The sequence below is a fragment of the Brachybacterium sp. FME24 genome (genome assembly GCF_014897705.1).
Lineage (GTDB): Bacteria > Actinomycetota > Actinomycetes > Actinomycetales > Dermabacteraceae > Brachybacterium.
In genome coordinates this window covers 153,926-170,785 of record NZ_JABUXV010000011.1, presented here as the reverse complement: position 1 = coordinate 170,785, position 16,860 = coordinate 153,926, and the positions used below count along the sequence as shown (strand labels likewise).

Here is a 16,860-nt window from a genome sequence, read left to right as displayed (position 1 = left end):
GCCCTGCGGAGATCCACCGGGTCAACGTATAGCAGGTGGGAGGGGTCGTGTGCCGCCCGGCCGGCACCGGGCGGCGCGTCCGGCCGACGGCGACGGCGATGGCGGCGGCGCGGCCCCGTGCTCCATTACGCTCGGGCCCATGAGTGCCGCTACGCCGACCGCCGACCCGCACGCCTCGATCTACGACCACGGCTTCGTGCGCGTGGCGGCGGTGACCGTCCCGGTCGCGCTCGCCGACCCCGCCACCAACGCCGAGCGCCACCTCGAACAGCTGCGCGACCTGCACGACCAGCAGGTGGGCCTCGCCGTGTTCCCGGAGCTGTCCCTGACCGGGTACTCGCTGGACGACCTGGTCATGCAGGAGCCGCTGCTGGACGCCGCCGAGCAGGCCGTCGCCACCCTCGTCGAGGCGAGCCGCGAGCTGCAGCCGATCATCGTGGTCGGCGCCCCGCTGCGCGCCCGCGACCGCAGCCGACTCTTCAACTGCGCCGTGATCATCCATCGCGGGGAGATCCTCGGCATCGCCCCGAAGCAGAACCTGCCCACCTACCGCGAGTTCTATGAGCGCCGCTGGTATGCGCCGGGTGACGATGCGAGCGACGAGATCGTGCGGATCGGCGGCGAGGACCACCTGCTGACCCCGCACGGGATCATCACCGTCGCCGACGTCCCGGGGCTGCGCCTGTTCGTGGAGATCTGCGAGGACATGTGGGTGCCGATCCCGCCGTCGGCCGAGGCCGCGCTCGCCGGCGCGACCGTCGTCGCCAACCTGTCCGGCTCGCCGATCACCGTCGGCCGCGCGGAGGATCGCAAGCTGATGGCGCGCTCCGCCTCGGCCCGCTGCCAGGCCGCGTACGTCTACGCCGCCGCCGGGGAGGGAGAGTCGACGACGGATCTGGCCTGGGACGGGCAGACGTTCGTGTACGAGTGCGGTGACCTGCTGGGGGAGTCCGAGCGCTTCCCGCAGGGTCCGCGTGCCACGATCGTCGATGTCGACCTGGATCGCATCGTCGGCGAGCGCCGGCGGCAGAGCACCTTCGACGACAACCGCCGCACCCACGCCGAGGAGCTCGAGAAGTACAGCTCCTGGGCGGAGGTCCAGATGTTCGAGCCCGAGACCTACGTGGTGTTCGGCGACGAGGTCGAGGAGTTCGCGCGCGATGATGACGACGAGACCGTCGAGGCCGAGGCGGCGCGCCCGGCGACCGGGCCGCTGCGCAGGCCGCTGCACCGCTTCCCCTTCGTCCCCGAGGATCCCGCCCGCCTCGCGCAGGACAGCTACGAGGCGTTCTCCATCCAGGTCGCGGGGCTGGTGCGTCGGCTGAGCGCCATCGGCGGCGACAAGGCCGGCGGCACGCGCCCGGTGATCGGGGTCAGCGGTGGTCTCGACTCCACGCATGCGCTGATCGTGTGCGCACGGGCGATGGACCTGCTGGGCCGTGATCGCTCCGAGATCCTCGCCTACACGATGCCCGGCTTCGCGACCACGGAGCACACCCGCTCCAACGCCGAGCTGCTCTCGAGAGCGATCGGCGCCAGCTTCGAGACGATCGACATCCGCCCGGCGTCCACGCAGATGCTCTCGGACATGGGCCATCCCTACGGCGCCGGCGAGGAGGTCTACGACGTCACCTTCGAGAACGTCCAGGCCGGGATGCGCTACGACTACCTGTTCCGCCTGGCGAACCACCACGGCGGCATCGTCGTGGGCACCGGCGACCTCTCCGAGCTGGCGCTGGGCTGGTGCACCTACGGCGTGGGCGACCAGATGTCCCACTACGGTGTCAATGCGGGCGTGCCGAAGACGCTGATCCAGCATCTGATCCGCTGGGTGATCGCGGAGGGTCTGTTCGACGAGGCCACCGCAGGGCTCCTGCAGGCGGTGCTGGACACCGAGATCTCCCCGGAGCTGATCCCCACCAAGCCGGGGGAGAAGGCGCAGTCCACGGAGGATTCGATCGGCCCCTATGCGCTGCACGACTTCACGCTCTACCACCAGCTGCGCCGCGGCTACGGCCCCGCGAAGATCGCCTACCTCGCCCATCAGGCCTGGGCCGACGAAGCTCGCGGCCAGTGGCCCGCGGGATACTCCGACGACGACAAGCGCGCCTACACCCGGGCCGAGATCAAGCACTGGCTGACCGTGTTCACCCGACGCTTCTTCTCCAACCAGTTCAAGCGCTCCGCGGCCCCGAACGCCCCGAAGGTCCTCTCGGGCGGCTCCCTCTCCCCGCGCGGCGACTGGCGGATGCCCTCGGACGTCACCTCCAAGGCCTGGCTCGCCGAGATCGAGGCCGAGGTCCCCGGCGACTGACCCGTCGGCAGGTCACCGCACGGCTGCTCGGCTGCCCGCTCGGCCGCCCGGCCGCCCGCTCGGCCGCCCGCTCGGCTGCCCGCCCGGCCGGGGCTCGCCGGCTCGAGTTTTGTGGCCTGAGGACCGATGCGCGAACTGGCATCGGTCCTCAGGCCACAAAACTCGGGGTGCGGGTGCGGGTGCGGGTGCGGGTGCGGGTGCGTGCGGTGCGGGGGATCGTCGGCTTACTTGACGGCGCCCATGGAGAGGCCGCGCACCAGCTGCTTCTGGGCGATCCAACCGGCCAGGACCACCGGCAGGGAGGCCAGCACGGACGCTGCGGACAGCCTCGCCAGGAACAGGCCTTCCGAGGTCATGGTCGACATGAGGAAGATCGGCACCGTCGCGGCGTTCGCGGCGGTGAGGTTCAGGGCGAAGAAGAACTCGTTCCACGCGAAGATCACGCAGATCAGCGCGGTGGCCGCGACGCCCGGGGCCACCATCGGCAGCAGCACCGTGCGCATCGTGCGCATCAGCGAGGCGCCGTCGATCGATGCTGCCTCGAGCACCTCCCCGGGCACCTCGAGGAAGAACGAGCGCATCATCCACACCGCGATCGGCAGGTTCATCGCCGTGTACAGCACTATCAGGGTGAGGATGTTGTCGAGGATGCGCAGCTGTCCGGCGATCACGTAGATCGGCATGATCACGGCGACCACCGGCAGCATCTTCGTGGAGATGAAGAAGAACAGCACATCCTGGGTGCGCTTGATGGGCCGGATGCTCACGGCATAGGCGGCGGGCACTGCCAGGACCAGCACCAGCAGAGTCGACGCCACGGTGGCGATCACCGAGTTCAGCAGGTACGAGCCCGCCCCGGAGGTGCCGATGATGGAGGCGTACTGCTCGAGCGTCGGGGTGAAGAAGAACGTGGGCGGGTTCGACGCCGCCTGGCTCTCCTGCTTGAAGCTGGTCAGCACCATCCACGCCACGGGGGCGAAGAAGATCAGCCCGGCAGCCCAGGCCAGCACGGTCAGCAGGTGCCGGCTGAGTCGGCCCTTGGGCCGACGCCGCTGGGCGGGAGGTGCGGCGGGCCGGGCGCCGACGGGAGTCCGAGGGGCGTCGGCGGTGGTGGCGCTCATGACTGCTCCTTGCTGTTGATGCCGGTGAAGATCAGGCGCAGCGCGAACGTGGCGATGACGATGGTGGCGATCACGGTGATCACGCCCATCGCGGCGGACTGCCCGATGTCGAAGCCGAGGAACGCGCGCTGGTAGATGTAGAACGGCAGGTTGGCGCTGGCGGTGCCGGGGCCGCCCGCGGTCATCAGGTAGATCTGGTCGAAGGTGTTGACGACGTAGATCGCGCCCAGCAGCACGGACAGCTCGAGGTAGAACCGCAGGTGCGGCAACGTGATGTGCAGGAACGTCTTGCCCGGCCCGGCGCCGTCCATCGAAGCGGCCTCGAGCACGTCACCGGTCTGGGACTGCAGGCCCGCCAGGAGCAGCAGCATCATGAACGGCGTCCACTGCCACACCAGCGCGATGATGATCGAGACCATCGGGAACTGGCTGGTCCAGTCCACCGGCGAGATCCCCACGGTGCCGATCAGCCAGTTGACCAGGCCGTAGGTGGGGTCGAACATCGAGATCGACCAGAGCATCGCCCCGGCCACCGGCATGATGAGGAACGGCGTGATCAGCAGGGTGCGGATGAAGCCGCGCCCGAAGAACTTCCGGTCCAGCAGCAGCGCGAGCCCCAGTCCCAGCAGGAGCGAGACGACCACGCAGCCCAGGGTGAACAGGATCGAGTTCAGTGCCGCGGTGCGGAACGTGGAGTCGACGAAGATGTCGAGATAGTTGCGCAGGCCCACGAACTGCTCGCCCTCGGGGCGCAGCAGGTTTCGCGAGCGCAGGGAGTACCAGATCGTCAGCAGGAAGGGGATCTGGGTGCAGATCACCACGAACAGGAACGCGGGCATCAGCGGGAGCCGACGGCGCCAGGCCTCGGCCTTGGAGTGCTCGCCGAGGTGCGGGGTGCGATCGCGGGGTCCGTCGGCCGACGGAGTGCGCGGCGCGTCCGCCCCCCGGCCGGCGGGTGTGTCGGTGGCGGTCGACATGTCTCAGCCCTCCCATCCGTAGGTGCGGGCGACCGATTCGGCGAAGCCCTGGGATTGCTCCAGCGCCTCGTCGACGCTCTTCTGACCGGCGATCGCAGCGGAGAACTGCTGGCCCACACGGGTGCCGAGGTCCTGGAACTCCGGGATGACGACGTTCTGGAGCCCGTCATAAGGCACCTCGACGGTCATCGAGTTCTCCTGGGTCGAGTTCTCCATCGAGTCCAGAGTGGGTCCCGCGTAGTGCTCGGAGAGCTCGGCGTACTCGGGGATCTCGTAGGTCGACAGTCGCGAGCCGGGCGGCAATGCCTCCCAACTGATCTCGTTGCCGACCAGCTGGAAGTAGTCGGGGTGGGTCATCCAGGCGATGAACTCCCAGGCCGCGTCCTTCTTCTGGCTGGTCTGGGGGATCGCCAGCGCCCAGGAGTACAGCCAGCCGGCGTACTCGGTCAGATTCGTGGGTCCCAAGGCGTACCCCGTCTTGCCGACCACGGTGGAGGAGGCCGGGTTCTCGACGCCGGAGACCATCGAGGAGGCGTCGAACCACATGGCGGCATTGCCCTGGCTGAAGTGAGTCAGGCACTCGCCGAAGCCGGAGGTCGCGGCACCGGGCTGGCCGTAGGTGCGCAGAGTGTCGACGTACATGGCCACCGCATCGTGCACCTCCTCCGAGTCCAGGCGGGGTGCCCAGTCCGTATCGAACCAGCTGCCTCCGAAGGTGTTGATGGCCGTGCACATCGGGGCGAGGTTCTCGCCCCAGCCGGCCAATCCCCGCAGGGCGATCCCGGACATCCCGGCGTCGGGGTCATGCAGGGTGGAGGCGAAGCCCCGCAGGTCGTCCCAGCTCGGGTGAGGGGGCATCTCCAGGCCGGCCGAATCGAACAGATCCTGCCGGTACACCAGGAACGCGCTCTCGCCGTAGAAGGGCACCGAGTACATGGAGCCGTCGACTGTCAGGGCGTCCTTGATCGTGGGCACGAAGTCGTCGGGCTGGTAGCCGTCGGTCTGCGCGATGTACGGCTCGAGGTCGGTCAGCCAGCCGTTGGGCGCCCACAGCGGGGTCTCGTAGTTGGAGATCATGACGACGTCGAACTCGCCGCCGCCGGAGGCGACCGACGCGGTGATCTTCGCGCGCGCCTCGTTCTCCGGCAGGGACACGAAGCGCACGTCGATATCGGGGTGATCGGCCGTGAAGTGGTCGATGAGGCTGATCGCGTCCTGCATCTGCGGGTTCGAGACGATCGCGACGACGATGGATTCCTTGCCGCCGGAGCCGGCACCGCAGCCGGCGAGCCCCGCGGCACCGAGCCCGGCGGTGAGGCCGGCGCCCAGGACCGTGCGACGGCGCGGACGCAACGGTGTCCCGGCTCGGTGTGACGGGTGGGGGCGGTGTGGAAGAGGGTGTTCCATGCGCTGTTCTCCTTTGAACGGCTCGTGGCTGGACGGTTCCCGCAGAAGGGTCCGCGAGGTATCCGGTGCGGGTCCGCCCGCTCGGGGTCGAGCGAGGCCCTGGCCGGGGCGCTCGGTACGGATCCTGGGGTCTCGAGGAACGGGTCCGGTGTCGTGGCCGCTGTAGAACGGGTGCCCGGCGAGCCCGTCGCGACTGGCCGACGGCGGTCCCGCTGGAGTGGGGTGCACGCGGCGACGTCGCCGGTGCTCTCATATGATCAATCTTCGTGCTCAGCTGAGAGTGAGCGTAGTCATATACTCTCAGTTGAGCAAGAGGCAGGGCGCAAGTGTGCGCGCCGGGAAGACATCGGAAGGAGCTGCGATGGCGCAGAAACGCACCACTGTGCACAACGACGCGCCGGTCAGCAGGCAGATCGGGCGGGCTTCGGCCGACGGGGACGGCACTCCCGCGACAGGCAGTCGCACCGAAGAGCCGGTCGGTGCCGCACGGGACTCGGGGGGAGCGGAGGCCACGGGATCTGCGAGGTCCGTGGAGGGTGCGGGGTCGGCGGAGGCCGCGAGCACTGCGGGGACTGCGATCGCCGCACTGCTCTCCTCCGAGGCTGACGAGGCACCTCCCGCGGCCGGGTCGCTCAAGGCCGTTCTGGCGACCGAATACTTCCTCGACGGGCTCTCCAAGGTCGAGATCGGTCGTCGGCACGCGCTGTCCCGGTTCCAGGTCGCGCGCTTGTTGGACGAGGCGCGCGACGAAGGCATCGTGCGCATCCAGATCGTCGACCCCAGCGCCGCCGGCCGCGACGCCGCACCGCTGGCCCAGAAGCTCGGCATCTCCTCGGTCACCGTCGCCACCGCGCGCCCGGGCGAGTCGATGCGCGCCGCGATCGCCCGGCAGGTCGCCCGCCTGCTGCCGACGAGACTTCGCGAGGGCGGGCGCCTCGGCGTCGCCTGGTCCCGCACCCTCATGCACCTGCCGGATTTCCTCGACGACCTGCCGGCGGCCGACATCGTCCAGCTCGTCGGCCCGCTCAGCGCTCCCGGCTACTCGACCGCGCAGTCCTCCGCCCTGGTCCACACCCTCGGAGCCCACACCGGCGGTCAGCTCTGGGCCCTCCCCACTCCGTTGATCGTGGATTCAGCTCAGGTCGCCGCGTCGCTGCGCTCGATGGAGGAAGTGCGCACAGCATTGGATGCGGCCGACACCCTCGACGTCGCCGTGGTCTCCATCGGGGCCTGGTCCGCCGGCGCCTCGACCCTGTGGGCCCGGCTCGGGGCCGACGAGCAGCGTCGCGCACAGGACGCCGGCATCGTCGCCGAGATCTGCGGCATCATGCTGGGCGGCACCGGCGCTGTATGGCACTCCTCGATGGAGGATCGCGTCATCGGTGTGCGCCCCGACCAGCTGCGCCGTGCCCGGGTGATCGCGGCGGCACCCGCCGTCGGCCGGCCCGAGGCGGTCATCGCTGCGGCCCGCTCCGGGATGGTGGACGACATCGTCCTGGCTCCCGAGCTCGCCGATCAGGTCGCCGCTCTGCTGGACTGAGGGGGCAGATGGGTCGCGCGTCGGCGGGTCGCGCTCGTCTCCGCGCGTTCGAGCGCCCCATCGCCGCCGGCTCGTCGGCTCGTCGGTCCACCGAACCGTCGACTCGTCGGCTCACCGGCTCACCGGCTCACCGATCCACTGGCCCGCCGGCCCACCAGCCCGTCGAGCTGCATTGATCAAGTGAGCGCCCACCCCTGCTCATCTGGCGGCTCAGTGTGTATCGTCTGAACCCACATCACTCGCCGACGAAGGATGAGCCATGACCGCCCTGAATTCTTCCGCCCTGTCCGACATCGCTGCGAATGGCCAGGTCGCCGTGCCCGAGTATCCGCTCGATGAGCGGAAGATCGGCATCGTCCACTTCGGCGTCGGCGGCTTCCACCGCGCCCATCAGGCCATGTTCCTGGATCGGCTCTTCAACGCCGGCCGCGACCGCGACTGGGCGATCTGCGGCGTCGGCCTCCTGCCGGGCGACTCCCGCATGCGCGACGCGCTCACCAGTCAGGACGGCCTGTACACGCTGGTCACCAAGGCGCCCGACGGGGAGCGCGACCCGCGCGTCATCGGCTCCATCGCCACCTACCTCTTCGCGCCCGACGACCCCGAGGCCGTGCTCGCGCAGATGACGGACCCGGCGGTGCGCATCGTCTCGCTGACGGTGACCGAGGGCGGCTACAACTACAACCCATCCACGGGCGAGTTCCAGTACGGGACCGAGGCTGTCGCCGCGGACCTCGCCACGGGCTTCGGCGAGGGCGAGGGAGCGCCGCGCACGATGTTCGGCTACGTGGTCGAGGCGCTGCGTCGTCGGCGAGCGGCCGGCACCGAGCCCTTCACCGTGATGTCCTGCGACAACGTTCGCGGCAACGGTGATCTGGCCAAGCGCATGATCCTCGCCTACGCGCGGCGCCGCGACGAGAGCGGTCTGCACGGCGATACGCCGATGGGCGATTGGATCGAGCAGCACGTCGCTTTCCCCAACTGCATGGTCGACCGCATCACGCCGGTGACGGCACCCGAGGACATCGAGATGATCGCTGCCGACTATGGCATCGAGGATGCCTGGCCCGTGGTCAGCGAGGACTTCGTGCAGTGGGTCCTGGAGGACGAGTTCCCCGCCGGTCGCCCCGCCTACGAGGAGGTCGGGGTGCAGATGGTCGAGGACGTCGAACCGTACGAGCTGATGAAGCTGCGCCTTCTGAACTGCTCCCACCAGGCCATCGCCTACTTCGGACTGCTGCTCGGGCAGACCTACGCCGACGAGGCCGCCGTTGACGAGCACCTCGCTCCGTTCACTCGCACCCTGTACATGGATCACGAGGGCACGCCAGCAGTCCCCGAGGTGCCGGGCATCGACCTGACGGCCTACAAGGACGAGCTCATGGCCCGCTTCGCCAATCAGAGCATCAAGGACACCCTGGCCCGGCTCGCCGCGGAATCCTCCGACCGCATCCCCACCTGGCTGGTCCCCGTGATCAGGGAGAACCTCGAGGCCGGCCGCGACGTCACCGCGAGCGCCGCGATCGTCGCCTCCTGGGCCCGCTACGCGGAGGGCACCGGGGAGAACGGCGAAGAGTGGCCGGTCGTGGATCGCCTCCACGACCGCGTCATGGCGGCGGCGGCAAAGCACGACTCGGATCCGCTCGCCTTCCTGCGCGACGAGGAGCTGTTCGGCGACCTGGTCGAGCACGACGCCTTCACCACGCCGTACCTCCACGCCCTCGAGGTCCTGCGCGCCGACGGGGCCCGCGCCCTGCTCCAGGAGCTCGTCACCCCCGCCTGACCTCCCCCTCCCGCCCCGTCGTCTCCCCGCCCCGGCCTCCCGCCCCGTCGTCTCCCCGCGCGGCTTCCCGGCCGGGCTTCCCCGCCAGTTCCGGCCCTCCACACCGAGCGATCCGGCGCCGACGGATGGCGAACGGCGGGTGGCGGGTGGCGGACCTAGTTTTGTGGTGCGAGGACCGATGTGGACGCCAGCACCGGTCCTGACGGTGCAAAACTGCACCGCGGGGCAGTGAGTACCGCACCGCGGGGAAGTGAGTACCGCACCGCGGGGCAGTGAGTACTGCACCGCGGGGAAGTGAGTACCGCACCGTGGGGCGGCAGGCGCGGCACATGCGGCCCGCCAGTCGGGCGACGACGGCCCGTGGACCGCGCGCTGGCGGCAGGGCGAGGGGCCAGTTGGGTGATTGGCGGGAGCGGGAGTGTTGATCGGTTCAGCCTGTCGCCGGTGGACGGAAGGAACGCCCCAGCAGTTCCTCGGCACGGCCGGACCAGTTGCTGCTCGAGGGCGCACGGGCTCCGGCGCGAGTGAACGTGCGCTGCAGGGCGTCCAGTGCTCGGAGTGGCTGCGTGATGTCCTGGCCCGTGAAGGTGCGGAGATCCCACCCCAGGGAGGCGAGCGAATCTTTTCGGGCCTGGTCGGCGCGCCATTGCGCTTTGGTGAGGCGGTGGTAGTCGCCGTCGTACTCCACGCCGATCTTGAATTCCGGGTACGCGAGATCGAGGTACCGCGTCTTCGTGGTGTCAGGATCGACCACGGGGTGGTTGATGACGGGCTCCGGGAAACCGGCGCGCATCAGCAGCAAACGGGTCCGGGTCTCGCCGGGGGAGTCGGTGTTCGGTCGCGCGTCGCGGAGAGCCTTCCTCAAGGCGGGGGCACCCCAATGCGCTGTGTACGAGCCGACCGCGCGCCAGATCGCCTCCAGGCTCGCGCCGAGCAGTGGGGGATCGCGGGAGATCAGTGAGTCCACGGCGATGACGAGATCGTCGTGCTCGAGGACGCTCGCGAGCTCAAGCAGCACGACGTACGGGTGCGACAGCTCGAGCTCCTGATACGTGAAGCTGGCACGCCGTGAGGTGCGGTGCACCAACACGTGCGGACCGGCAGAGCGTTGGGTACCCGGATCCAGACGGCAGTGCAGCAGCGGGGGCGTGGTCAGGGGGCGGACCGCGGTCGGCGGACCAGGGTGGAGCCCCGACGGGTCGACGGGGAGGCCGGACTCGACCCGGGCGTTCCCCACCTCGGAGAGGATGCTCGCCCCTGGTCCTCCAGCCTTGTCGCCCGGCGGGACAGGAAGGGTGCTCGGCACGATGCGCTTCTCGCCGAGCAGAAAGGAGGCGCTGGAGAGCACTCCCATTCCACGGTCCGACCACCACGGGATTGCGATGCCGAGGATCGCCGCAGCAGTCGTGTGGCTGATGATTGCGCCGGGGAGCACGTTTCTCTGCAGGACCCGGCACATGGTGTTGACGCTCGCAGGAGCAGCCGCGGGCGTCGCGAATCCTCGGAACACGGTGACCAGCCCCGGCCCGGCAAGACGCTGCGCAGAGACGCCGAGGGCGCGCCATTCGGTACGGGGGAGGAGTGCTCCGGGCGGGAGCGGGGTGGCTCGCATGTGGGCCGACGGTAGTTTCTCGGCGTCGCCGTCGAGGGCCCGTGGCGAGTGGTGGGGATGCAGGCGCGTTGTGGAGGAAAGATCCCACCCGTCGCGCCGGCTGTCGCATCGCCCACCCGCCTTCCCGCCTTCCCGCCTTCCCGCCGCTGGGTGCCGGGTGCCGGCCGCCGGGCATGGGTGGGGGCGCCGAGTTTTGTCCCGGCACGACCGATGTGCTCACCGACACCGGTCGTGCCGGGACAAAACTGGCTGGTGCCTGGTGCCTGGTGCCTGGTGCCTGGTGCCTGGTGCCTGGTGCCTGGTGGCGCCGAGCCGCCGGGCTGCCGGGCCGGCGGGCCGGCGGGGCGGGGCGTGGTGGCTGGCGGGCTGCGCGCGCCGCCGGGGGTGGGGGTGTCTGGGCGGCGGGGGCGCGGGGGCTGGGCTGGTGGGGGAAGGGCCGGGCCGGAGGCGGCGCGCCCCGGGCAGTGTTGGGTGGGCCACGTCTCGAAAGGGCTGTGACCTGGGGGTGCGTCTCGGTGTGTGAGGTCATGAGCGTCTGAGCGGGCGCCCTCGTAGACTGGCCCGTGGTTCTGTATGCCCGGCACCGGCAGGTACTGCTGCCCCGGGCACGGACCGTGGGGCTGCACACCAGCAGTCCCATCGCAGGAATGCCCGAAGCTGAAGCCGAAGCCCGCAACCGTGAAGGAACTCGTTCTATGAGCCTGGTCGTCCAGAAGTTCGGAGGATCCTCCGTCGCCGACGCCGACTCGATCAAGCGTGTCGCGCAGAGGATCTCCCTGTACTCGAAGGCGGGCCACAAGGTGGTCGTCGTCGTCTCCGCGATGGGGGACACCACCGACGAGCTCATCGACCTCGCCGAGCAGGTCACGCCCAATCCGCCGCCGCGCGAGCTGGACATGCTGGTCACTGCCGGTGAGCGGATCTCGATGGCGGTGCTGTCGATGGCGCTGAACGATGCCGGTGTCGAAGCGCGCGCCTACACCGGCTCGCAGGCCGGCCTGATCACCGACGAGGTGCACGGCAAGGCCCACATCCTGCGCGTCACCCCGGGACGCATCCAGGAGGCGCTCGACGAGGGCTCGGTCGCGATCGTGGCCGGCTTCCAGGGCGTCTCGCAGTCCACCAAGGACATCACCACCCTGGGTCGCGGCGGCTCGGACACCACTGCCGTGGCGCTCGCCGCAGCGCTGGGCGCCGACGTCTGCGAGATCTATTCCGACGTGGACGGCGTGTTCAGCGCGGATCCCCGGGTCGCCCCCGCCGCCCGTCGCGTCCCCTTCATCTCCTGCGAGGAGATGCTCGACCTGGCCGCCAACGGCGCCAAGATCCTGATGGTGCGCAGCGTGGAGTACGCCCGCCGCTACGGGGTGCCGCTGCACGTGCGCTCCTCGTACTCCGGGCTCCTGGGGACCATCGTCTCCGACGACCCCGACCGCGTCATCCCCGTCGACCCCGACGTCACCATCCGCACCGCGGACGTCGCCCGTCGCGACGCCGCCGACCCGACCAAGGAGCTCCCCATGGACGACCACTCGGACCCCGGCCTCGAGGCGCCGATCATCGCGGGCGTCGCGCATGACCGCAGCGAAGGCAAGATCACCGTTGTCGAGGTCCCGGACGTCCCGGGCCGTGCGGCACTCCTGTTCGACGTCGTCGCCGGCTCCGGCGCGAACATCGACATGATCGTGCAGAACTCCTCGACCGTCGACGACACGGTCGCGATCTCCCTGACCCTGCCCGAGGACGACGTCCCGGCGGCCCTGAAGGCCATCGAGCAGGCGCAGGAGGCGATCGGCTACTCCGAGGTGCGCTACAACGACCAGATCGGGAAGGTCAGCATCGTCGGCGCGGGCATGCGCTCCCACCCCGGCGTCTCGGCGCTGCTGTTCCGCTCGCTGGGCGAGGCCGGCATCAACATCGACATGATCTCCACCTCGGAGATCCGCATCTCGGTGGTCACGGAGCAGTCCCGGCTCGACGACGCGGTGCGCGTGATCCACAGCGCCTTCGGCCTGGATGCCGAGCAGACCGAGGCCGTCGTGTACGGAGGGACCGGACGATGAGCACCCAGAACCCCGAGAACAGCACCATCAGCGACAACAGCACCACCGGCGACCTCACCGCGACGGACTTCGACGTCACCACCACCCCCGGGTACTCGGCCGACGGGCCGGTCATCGCCGTGGTGGGCGCGACCGGTCAGGTGGGCCGGGTCCTGCTCGCCCTGCTCGCGGACCGCGCCGTGCCCCACCGCGAGGTGCGCGCCTTCGCATCGGCCCGCAGCGCCGGCTCGGCCGTGCAGTACGCCGGTCAGGCCCTGACCGTCGAGGACGCCACCACGGCGGACATCACGTCGGAGGGCAAGCGGGTCGACATCGCGATCTTCTCCGCAGGCGGGTCGACGTCGAAGGCCCTGGCCCCGCGGTTCACCGAGGCCGGCGCGACCGTCGTGGACAACTCCTCGGCGTACCGCCGCGACGGCGAGGTGCCGCTCGTGGTCTCCGAGGTGAACCCGCAGGCCATCAACGATCTGCCGCGCGGCATCATCGCGAACCCGAACTGCACGACGATGGCCGCGATGCCCGCGCTGAAGGCGCTGCACGACGAAGCGGGGCTGGCGCGGCTGAAGGTCGCCACCTATCAGGCCGTCTCCGGCTCCGGCGTGGCCGGGGTGGCGGAGCTCGCCGAGCAGGTCCGTGCGGGTGTCGACGAGGTGGAGAAGCTCGCGCTGGACGGGTCGGCCGTGGATCTCGGTGAGCCGTCCACCTACGTGAAGCCGATCGCGTTCAATGTGCTCGCGATGGCCGGGAGCCTGGTCGACGACGGCTCCGGCGAGACCGATGAGGAGCAGAAGCTCCGTCACGAGTCCCGCAAGATCCTCGGCCTGCCCGATCTGCCGGTCGCCGGCACCTGTGTGCGCGTGCCGGTGATGAGTGGTCACGCGGTCGCGATCCATGCCGAGTTCGATAGCGCGCTGAGCGCGGATCGTGCCCGTGAACTGCTGGAGGCTGCGCCGGGCGTCACCGTCGTCGACCTTCCCAACCCGCTGGAGGCGGCAGGCAAGGACGGCACGTTCGTGGGTCGCATCCGTCAGGATCAGTCTGTTCCGGACGGGAAGGGTCTCGTATTGTTCGCGGTAGCGGATAATCTGCGGAAGGGCGCTGCCCTGAATGCCATCCAGATCGCCGAACTGATCGCGAAGGAGAGCCGGATATGACGCTTGCCGCCTCGAGTGGTCCTCCGGGTGCGGGGACCGGGCCAGCCCCGTTGTCCTCGGTGTTCTCCGATCGGGCCGGAGACGAGTCCTTCGACGGAAACTCGGTGAACATGAGTGTGGATCCTTTGACGAGCGTCCTGCGTACGCTCGATTCGATTGCGGCCGCTGAGCTGGAGGTCGCCGACGATCTGCGCACCATCTTCGATGCCCCGGCCACCGCTGCGGCCCCGGCGTCGGCCGCCGCTGCGCTGGACCCGGAGGCTCCCGGGGTGCCGTCCGGGAGTGCTCCGGCGCCCGGCGTCACGGCCCCCGACGGTGCTCAGAACTCCGAGACCGCGACGATCGGGACCCGGGAGTCGACCACGCCGGGCCAGGCTCGCCGCGAAGCGATCCTCGACGGCGCCTCGGCCCTGTTCGCCGAGCGCGGTTACCACGGGGCGAGCCTGCGGGACATCTCGCGCCGCGTGGGTATCTCGCATCCGGGGATGCTCCACCATTTCGCCTCGAAGAACGTGCTGCTGGGCGCGGTCGTCGACCGGCTCGAGATGCATGCTCAAGGTCTGCTGGACTCGGTCGAGTCGCTGCAGGCGTCTCCGAAGGCGCTGCTCGCGGCGCTGGCCGGGCCGTGGAATCCCGCGCAGCACCCGATGGCGCTGATGGCCACCCTGTCGGCGGAGATCGTCAATCCCGACCATCCGGGGCGTTACCGCATCTCGCGGCTGCGTCTGGTGCACGAGCACGTGCTGGAGCAGGTCCTCACGGGCCTGGACGAGAAGGGCAAGCTGGTCGAGGGCGCGGATCCCGCGTTCATCTCCCGCACCATGTTCTCTCTCCTGCTGAGCCTGTCGGTGCGGGAGCATTCGGTGCGTGAGCTGCAGCAGAACGGCACGGCCGATCCCATCCGCGACGTGCGGGACTTCGTGCGCCTATGCGTCATCGACTGAGGTAGGGCGAGAGTGCGTGGCTGAGGCGATCGGGGGCGGTGCCTCCACTGACGCTCCCGACCCGGCCGATGCGGCCGACGCGAACGCGGGTGGTGCCGAGCCTGCGGAGTCGGCCGACCGATCTCGCTCCGCAGCTTCGGCCGACGCCGCACCCGGTATGCGCCGGGAGCGACTGCAGGCGCTGGCGGGTGCGAGTGTGCGCGGCAGCGATGACGAGTCCGTGGGCCGGGTGCGTGACATCTATCTGCACGACGCCTCCGGTGAACTCGCGGCGATCACGGTGGTGCGCCGTCAACTCAGCTCCCGCACGGTGCTGATACCGGCCGCGGCGATCGCTGTGCTGCCCGCAGAGCATCCGGCGGACGAGGCGGCGCGCGACGCGGTGCGCGAGACATCGGACCAGGCAGCGGACGAGGGCGAGGGTGATCTGACCTCCGAGCCCGGCCACCCGCAGGCCCTGTGGCTGCTGGTCGATGCCGAGACCGCTCTCGCCGGTATCCGCCCGCCCGGCACCAGCCACGCCACCCCGGAGATGCTGCGCGAGGCGGAGCTGGCCCTGGGGCTCCAGGAGGCATCCGCCGGATGAGGATCCTGCTGCTGACGCACTACTACGCCCCCGAGTTCGGCGCCCCTCAGCGGCGCTGGTCGGCACTGGTGGCCCGGTTCCTGGCGGCCGGGCACCGCGTCACCGTCGCTGCTCCCGTGCCGCACTACCCGATCGGGCGCCCCACCCGAGAGCAGCGTCGCGCCCACCGCGTGGGCAGCGTCGAGACCGGCCAGCACGGCGAGACCGTGCTGCGCACCGCGTATCTCCCGCACCGATCGGACATCGGCTCCCGCTCCGCGGATCATCTGGTGACGGCCGCGGATTCGCTGCGTCGTCTGCGCTGTCGCTTCTCGCGCCCCGGCACTCGCCCCGACGTGATCATCGCGACCGCGCCGGCGATCCCCACGCTCATGGTGGGCCGCACGCTCGCGACCTTCTGGGGCGTGCCCCTGGTGGTCGAGATGCGCGATGCCTGGCCGGATCTGGTCACCCACGTGGGCCCGGTCGGTGCGCTGCCCGCCGAGGCCGCCCACGCTCCGCAGCCCGGCCTCGCGCGTCGCAGTCTGCGCTGGGCGGTCGCCCTGGCCAAGGGACAGGTGCACGAGCAGGTCACCGCCTGGCAGAGCGGTGCCCACGCCGTGGTCACCACCACCGATCGCTTCGCGGACGTGCTGGAGGAGCGCGGGGTCACCGAGGTCGACGTGGTCCGCAACGGCACCGATCTGGCGACGGTCACCCCGCAGCGCGATCACCTCCCCGACGATCATCCCGAGCTGCGCTGCCTGTACCTGGGGAACATGGGGCGCTCGCAGGGTCTGGACACCGTGGTGCGCGCCGCCGCGCAGCTGCATCGAGAAGGCGTGGACCTGCGTGTCCGGCTCGTCGGCCACGGGGTCGAGGCGCCGGCCCTGGCGGCGCTGGCCCGTGAGCTCGACGCCCCGGTGGAGGTGCTGCCGCGCATCCCGCACATCGAGGTCGGTGCGCAGTACCGCTGGGCGGACACGGTCGTGGTGTCCCTGCGCGATTGGGCGCCGTTCAAGTGGACCGTCCCCTCGAAGCTCTACGAGATGCTCGCGACAGGTCGCCACATCACCGCTCTGCTGGACGGGGAAGCGGCCGACGTGGTGCGCGCGGCGGACGCCGGCCACGTACTGCCCCCGCAGGACGTCGCTGCGCTCACGGATCTGTGGCGCGAACTCGCCGCGCACCGCTCCCGGGCAGGCGTGCGGGCCAGCGGCCGCGCCTGGGTCGCCGACAACGCCGACGACGACGTCCTGGCGCGCCGTTACCTGGAGATCCTCGGCGGGGTGCTCCGGCGCTGACCTCGCCATCACGGGACTCCGGGCCCTCCGCGCGGTGCAGTGGATCCACCGAACGGTGGACATGCGAGTCAACCCC

The 16,860-nt window shown here is 70.2% G+C and carries 12 protein-coding genes; 8 read left to right on the top strand and 4 right to left on the bottom strand.

Features of this window, described 5'->3' with window-relative positions:
• Positions 1-139: 139 nt before the first annotated feature.
• Positions 140-2,314 carry an NAD(+) synthase gene (locus tag INT51_RS14080; RefSeq protein WP_193105954.1) on the top strand — a complete coding sequence of 725 codons (2,175 nt, stop codon included), beginning with the start codon at positions 140-142 and terminating at the stop codon, positions 2,312-2,314.
• Positions 2,315-2,538: 224 nt separating this feature from the next.
• Here the strand turns inward: INT51_RS14080 and INT51_RS14075 are convergent, their stop codons facing one another.
• From INT51_RS14075 to INT51_RS14065, 3 genes are read right to left on the bottom strand one after another with little or no spacing between them, the layout of a single operon-like run.
• Positions 2,539-3,435, bottom strand: a complete 897-nt coding sequence (locus tag INT51_RS14075) for a carbohydrate ABC transporter permease (RefSeq protein ID WP_193105953.1) — start codon at positions 3,433-3,435, stop codon at positions 2,539-2,541.
• On the bottom strand, positions 3,432-4,412 hold the full coding sequence (locus INT51_RS14070; protein ID WP_193105952.1) for a carbohydrate ABC transporter permease: 981 nt from the start codon (positions 4,410-4,412) through the stop codon (positions 3,432-3,434). Before INT51_RS14070 ends, INT51_RS14075 begins: the two co-directional genes overlap by 4 nt.
• A 3-nt stretch (positions 4,413-4,415) precedes the next feature.
• Positions 4,416-5,819, bottom strand: a complete 1,404-nt coding sequence (locus INT51_RS14065) for a sugar ABC transporter substrate-binding protein (RefSeq protein ID WP_226832435.1) — start codon at positions 5,817-5,819, stop codon at positions 4,416-4,418.
• A 361-nt stretch (positions 5,820-6,180) separates the two neighbouring features.
• On the opposite strand from INT51_RS14065, the gene INT51_RS14060 reads away from it, so the two are divergent.
• Both INT51_RS14060 and INT51_RS14055 read left to right on the top strand, forming a co-directional pair.
• Positions 6,181-7,359, top strand: a complete 1,179-nt coding sequence (locus tag INT51_RS14060) for a sugar-binding transcriptional regulator (RefSeq protein ID WP_193105951.1) — start codon at positions 6,181-6,183, stop codon at positions 7,357-7,359.
• Between the two features lie 259 nt (positions 7,360-7,618).
• Positions 7,619-9,142: a mannitol dehydrogenase family protein gene (locus INT51_RS14055; protein ID WP_193105950.1), complete on the top strand. Its 1,524-nt coding sequence runs from the start codon at positions 7,619-7,621 to the stop codon at positions 9,140-9,142.
• A gap of 430 nt (positions 9,143-9,572) precedes the next feature.
• Here the strand turns inward: INT51_RS14055 and INT51_RS14050 are convergent, their stop codons facing one another.
• On the bottom strand, positions 9,573-10,754 hold the full coding sequence (locus INT51_RS14050) for a hypothetical protein (RefSeq protein ID WP_193105949.1): 1,182 nt from the start codon (positions 10,752-10,754) through the stop codon (positions 9,573-9,575).
• A gap of 695 nt (positions 10,755-11,449) precedes the next feature.
• Between INT51_RS14050 and INT51_RS14045 the strand changes: the two genes are divergently transcribed.
• From INT51_RS14045 to INT51_RS14025, 5 genes are read left to right on the top strand one after another with little or no spacing between them, the layout of a single operon-like run.
• On the top strand, positions 11,450-12,817 hold the full coding sequence (locus tag INT51_RS14045) for an aspartate kinase (RefSeq protein ID WP_193105948.1): 1,368 nt from the start codon (positions 11,450-11,452) through the stop codon (positions 12,815-12,817).
• Positions 12,814-13,971, top strand: a complete 1,158-nt coding sequence (locus tag INT51_RS14040; RefSeq protein WP_193105947.1) for an aspartate-semialdehyde dehydrogenase — start codon at positions 12,814-12,816, stop codon at positions 13,969-13,971. The genes INT51_RS14045 and INT51_RS14040 overlap by 4 nt, the downstream gene beginning before the upstream one ends.
• The gene (locus INT51_RS14035) at positions 13,968-14,915 is read left to right on the top strand and encodes a TetR/AcrR family transcriptional regulator (RefSeq protein WP_193105946.1); all 948 of its coding nucleotides are present in this window, start codon (positions 13,968-13,970) and stop codon (positions 14,913-14,915) included. The genes INT51_RS14040 and INT51_RS14035 overlap by 4 nt, the downstream gene beginning before the upstream one ends.
• Before the next feature lie 16 nt (positions 14,916-14,931).
• On the top strand, positions 14,932-15,501 hold the full coding sequence (locus tag INT51_RS14030; RefSeq protein ID WP_193105945.1) for a PRC-barrel domain-containing protein: 570 nt from the start codon (positions 14,932-14,934) through the stop codon (positions 15,499-15,501).
• Entirely contained in the window at positions 15,498-16,784 is a 1,287-nt protein-coding gene (locus INT51_RS14025; RefSeq protein WP_193105944.1) for a glycosyltransferase family 4 protein, read from the top strand. The genes INT51_RS14030 and INT51_RS14025 overlap by 4 nt, the downstream gene beginning before the upstream one ends.
• Positions 16,785-16,860 lie beyond the last annotated feature (76 nt).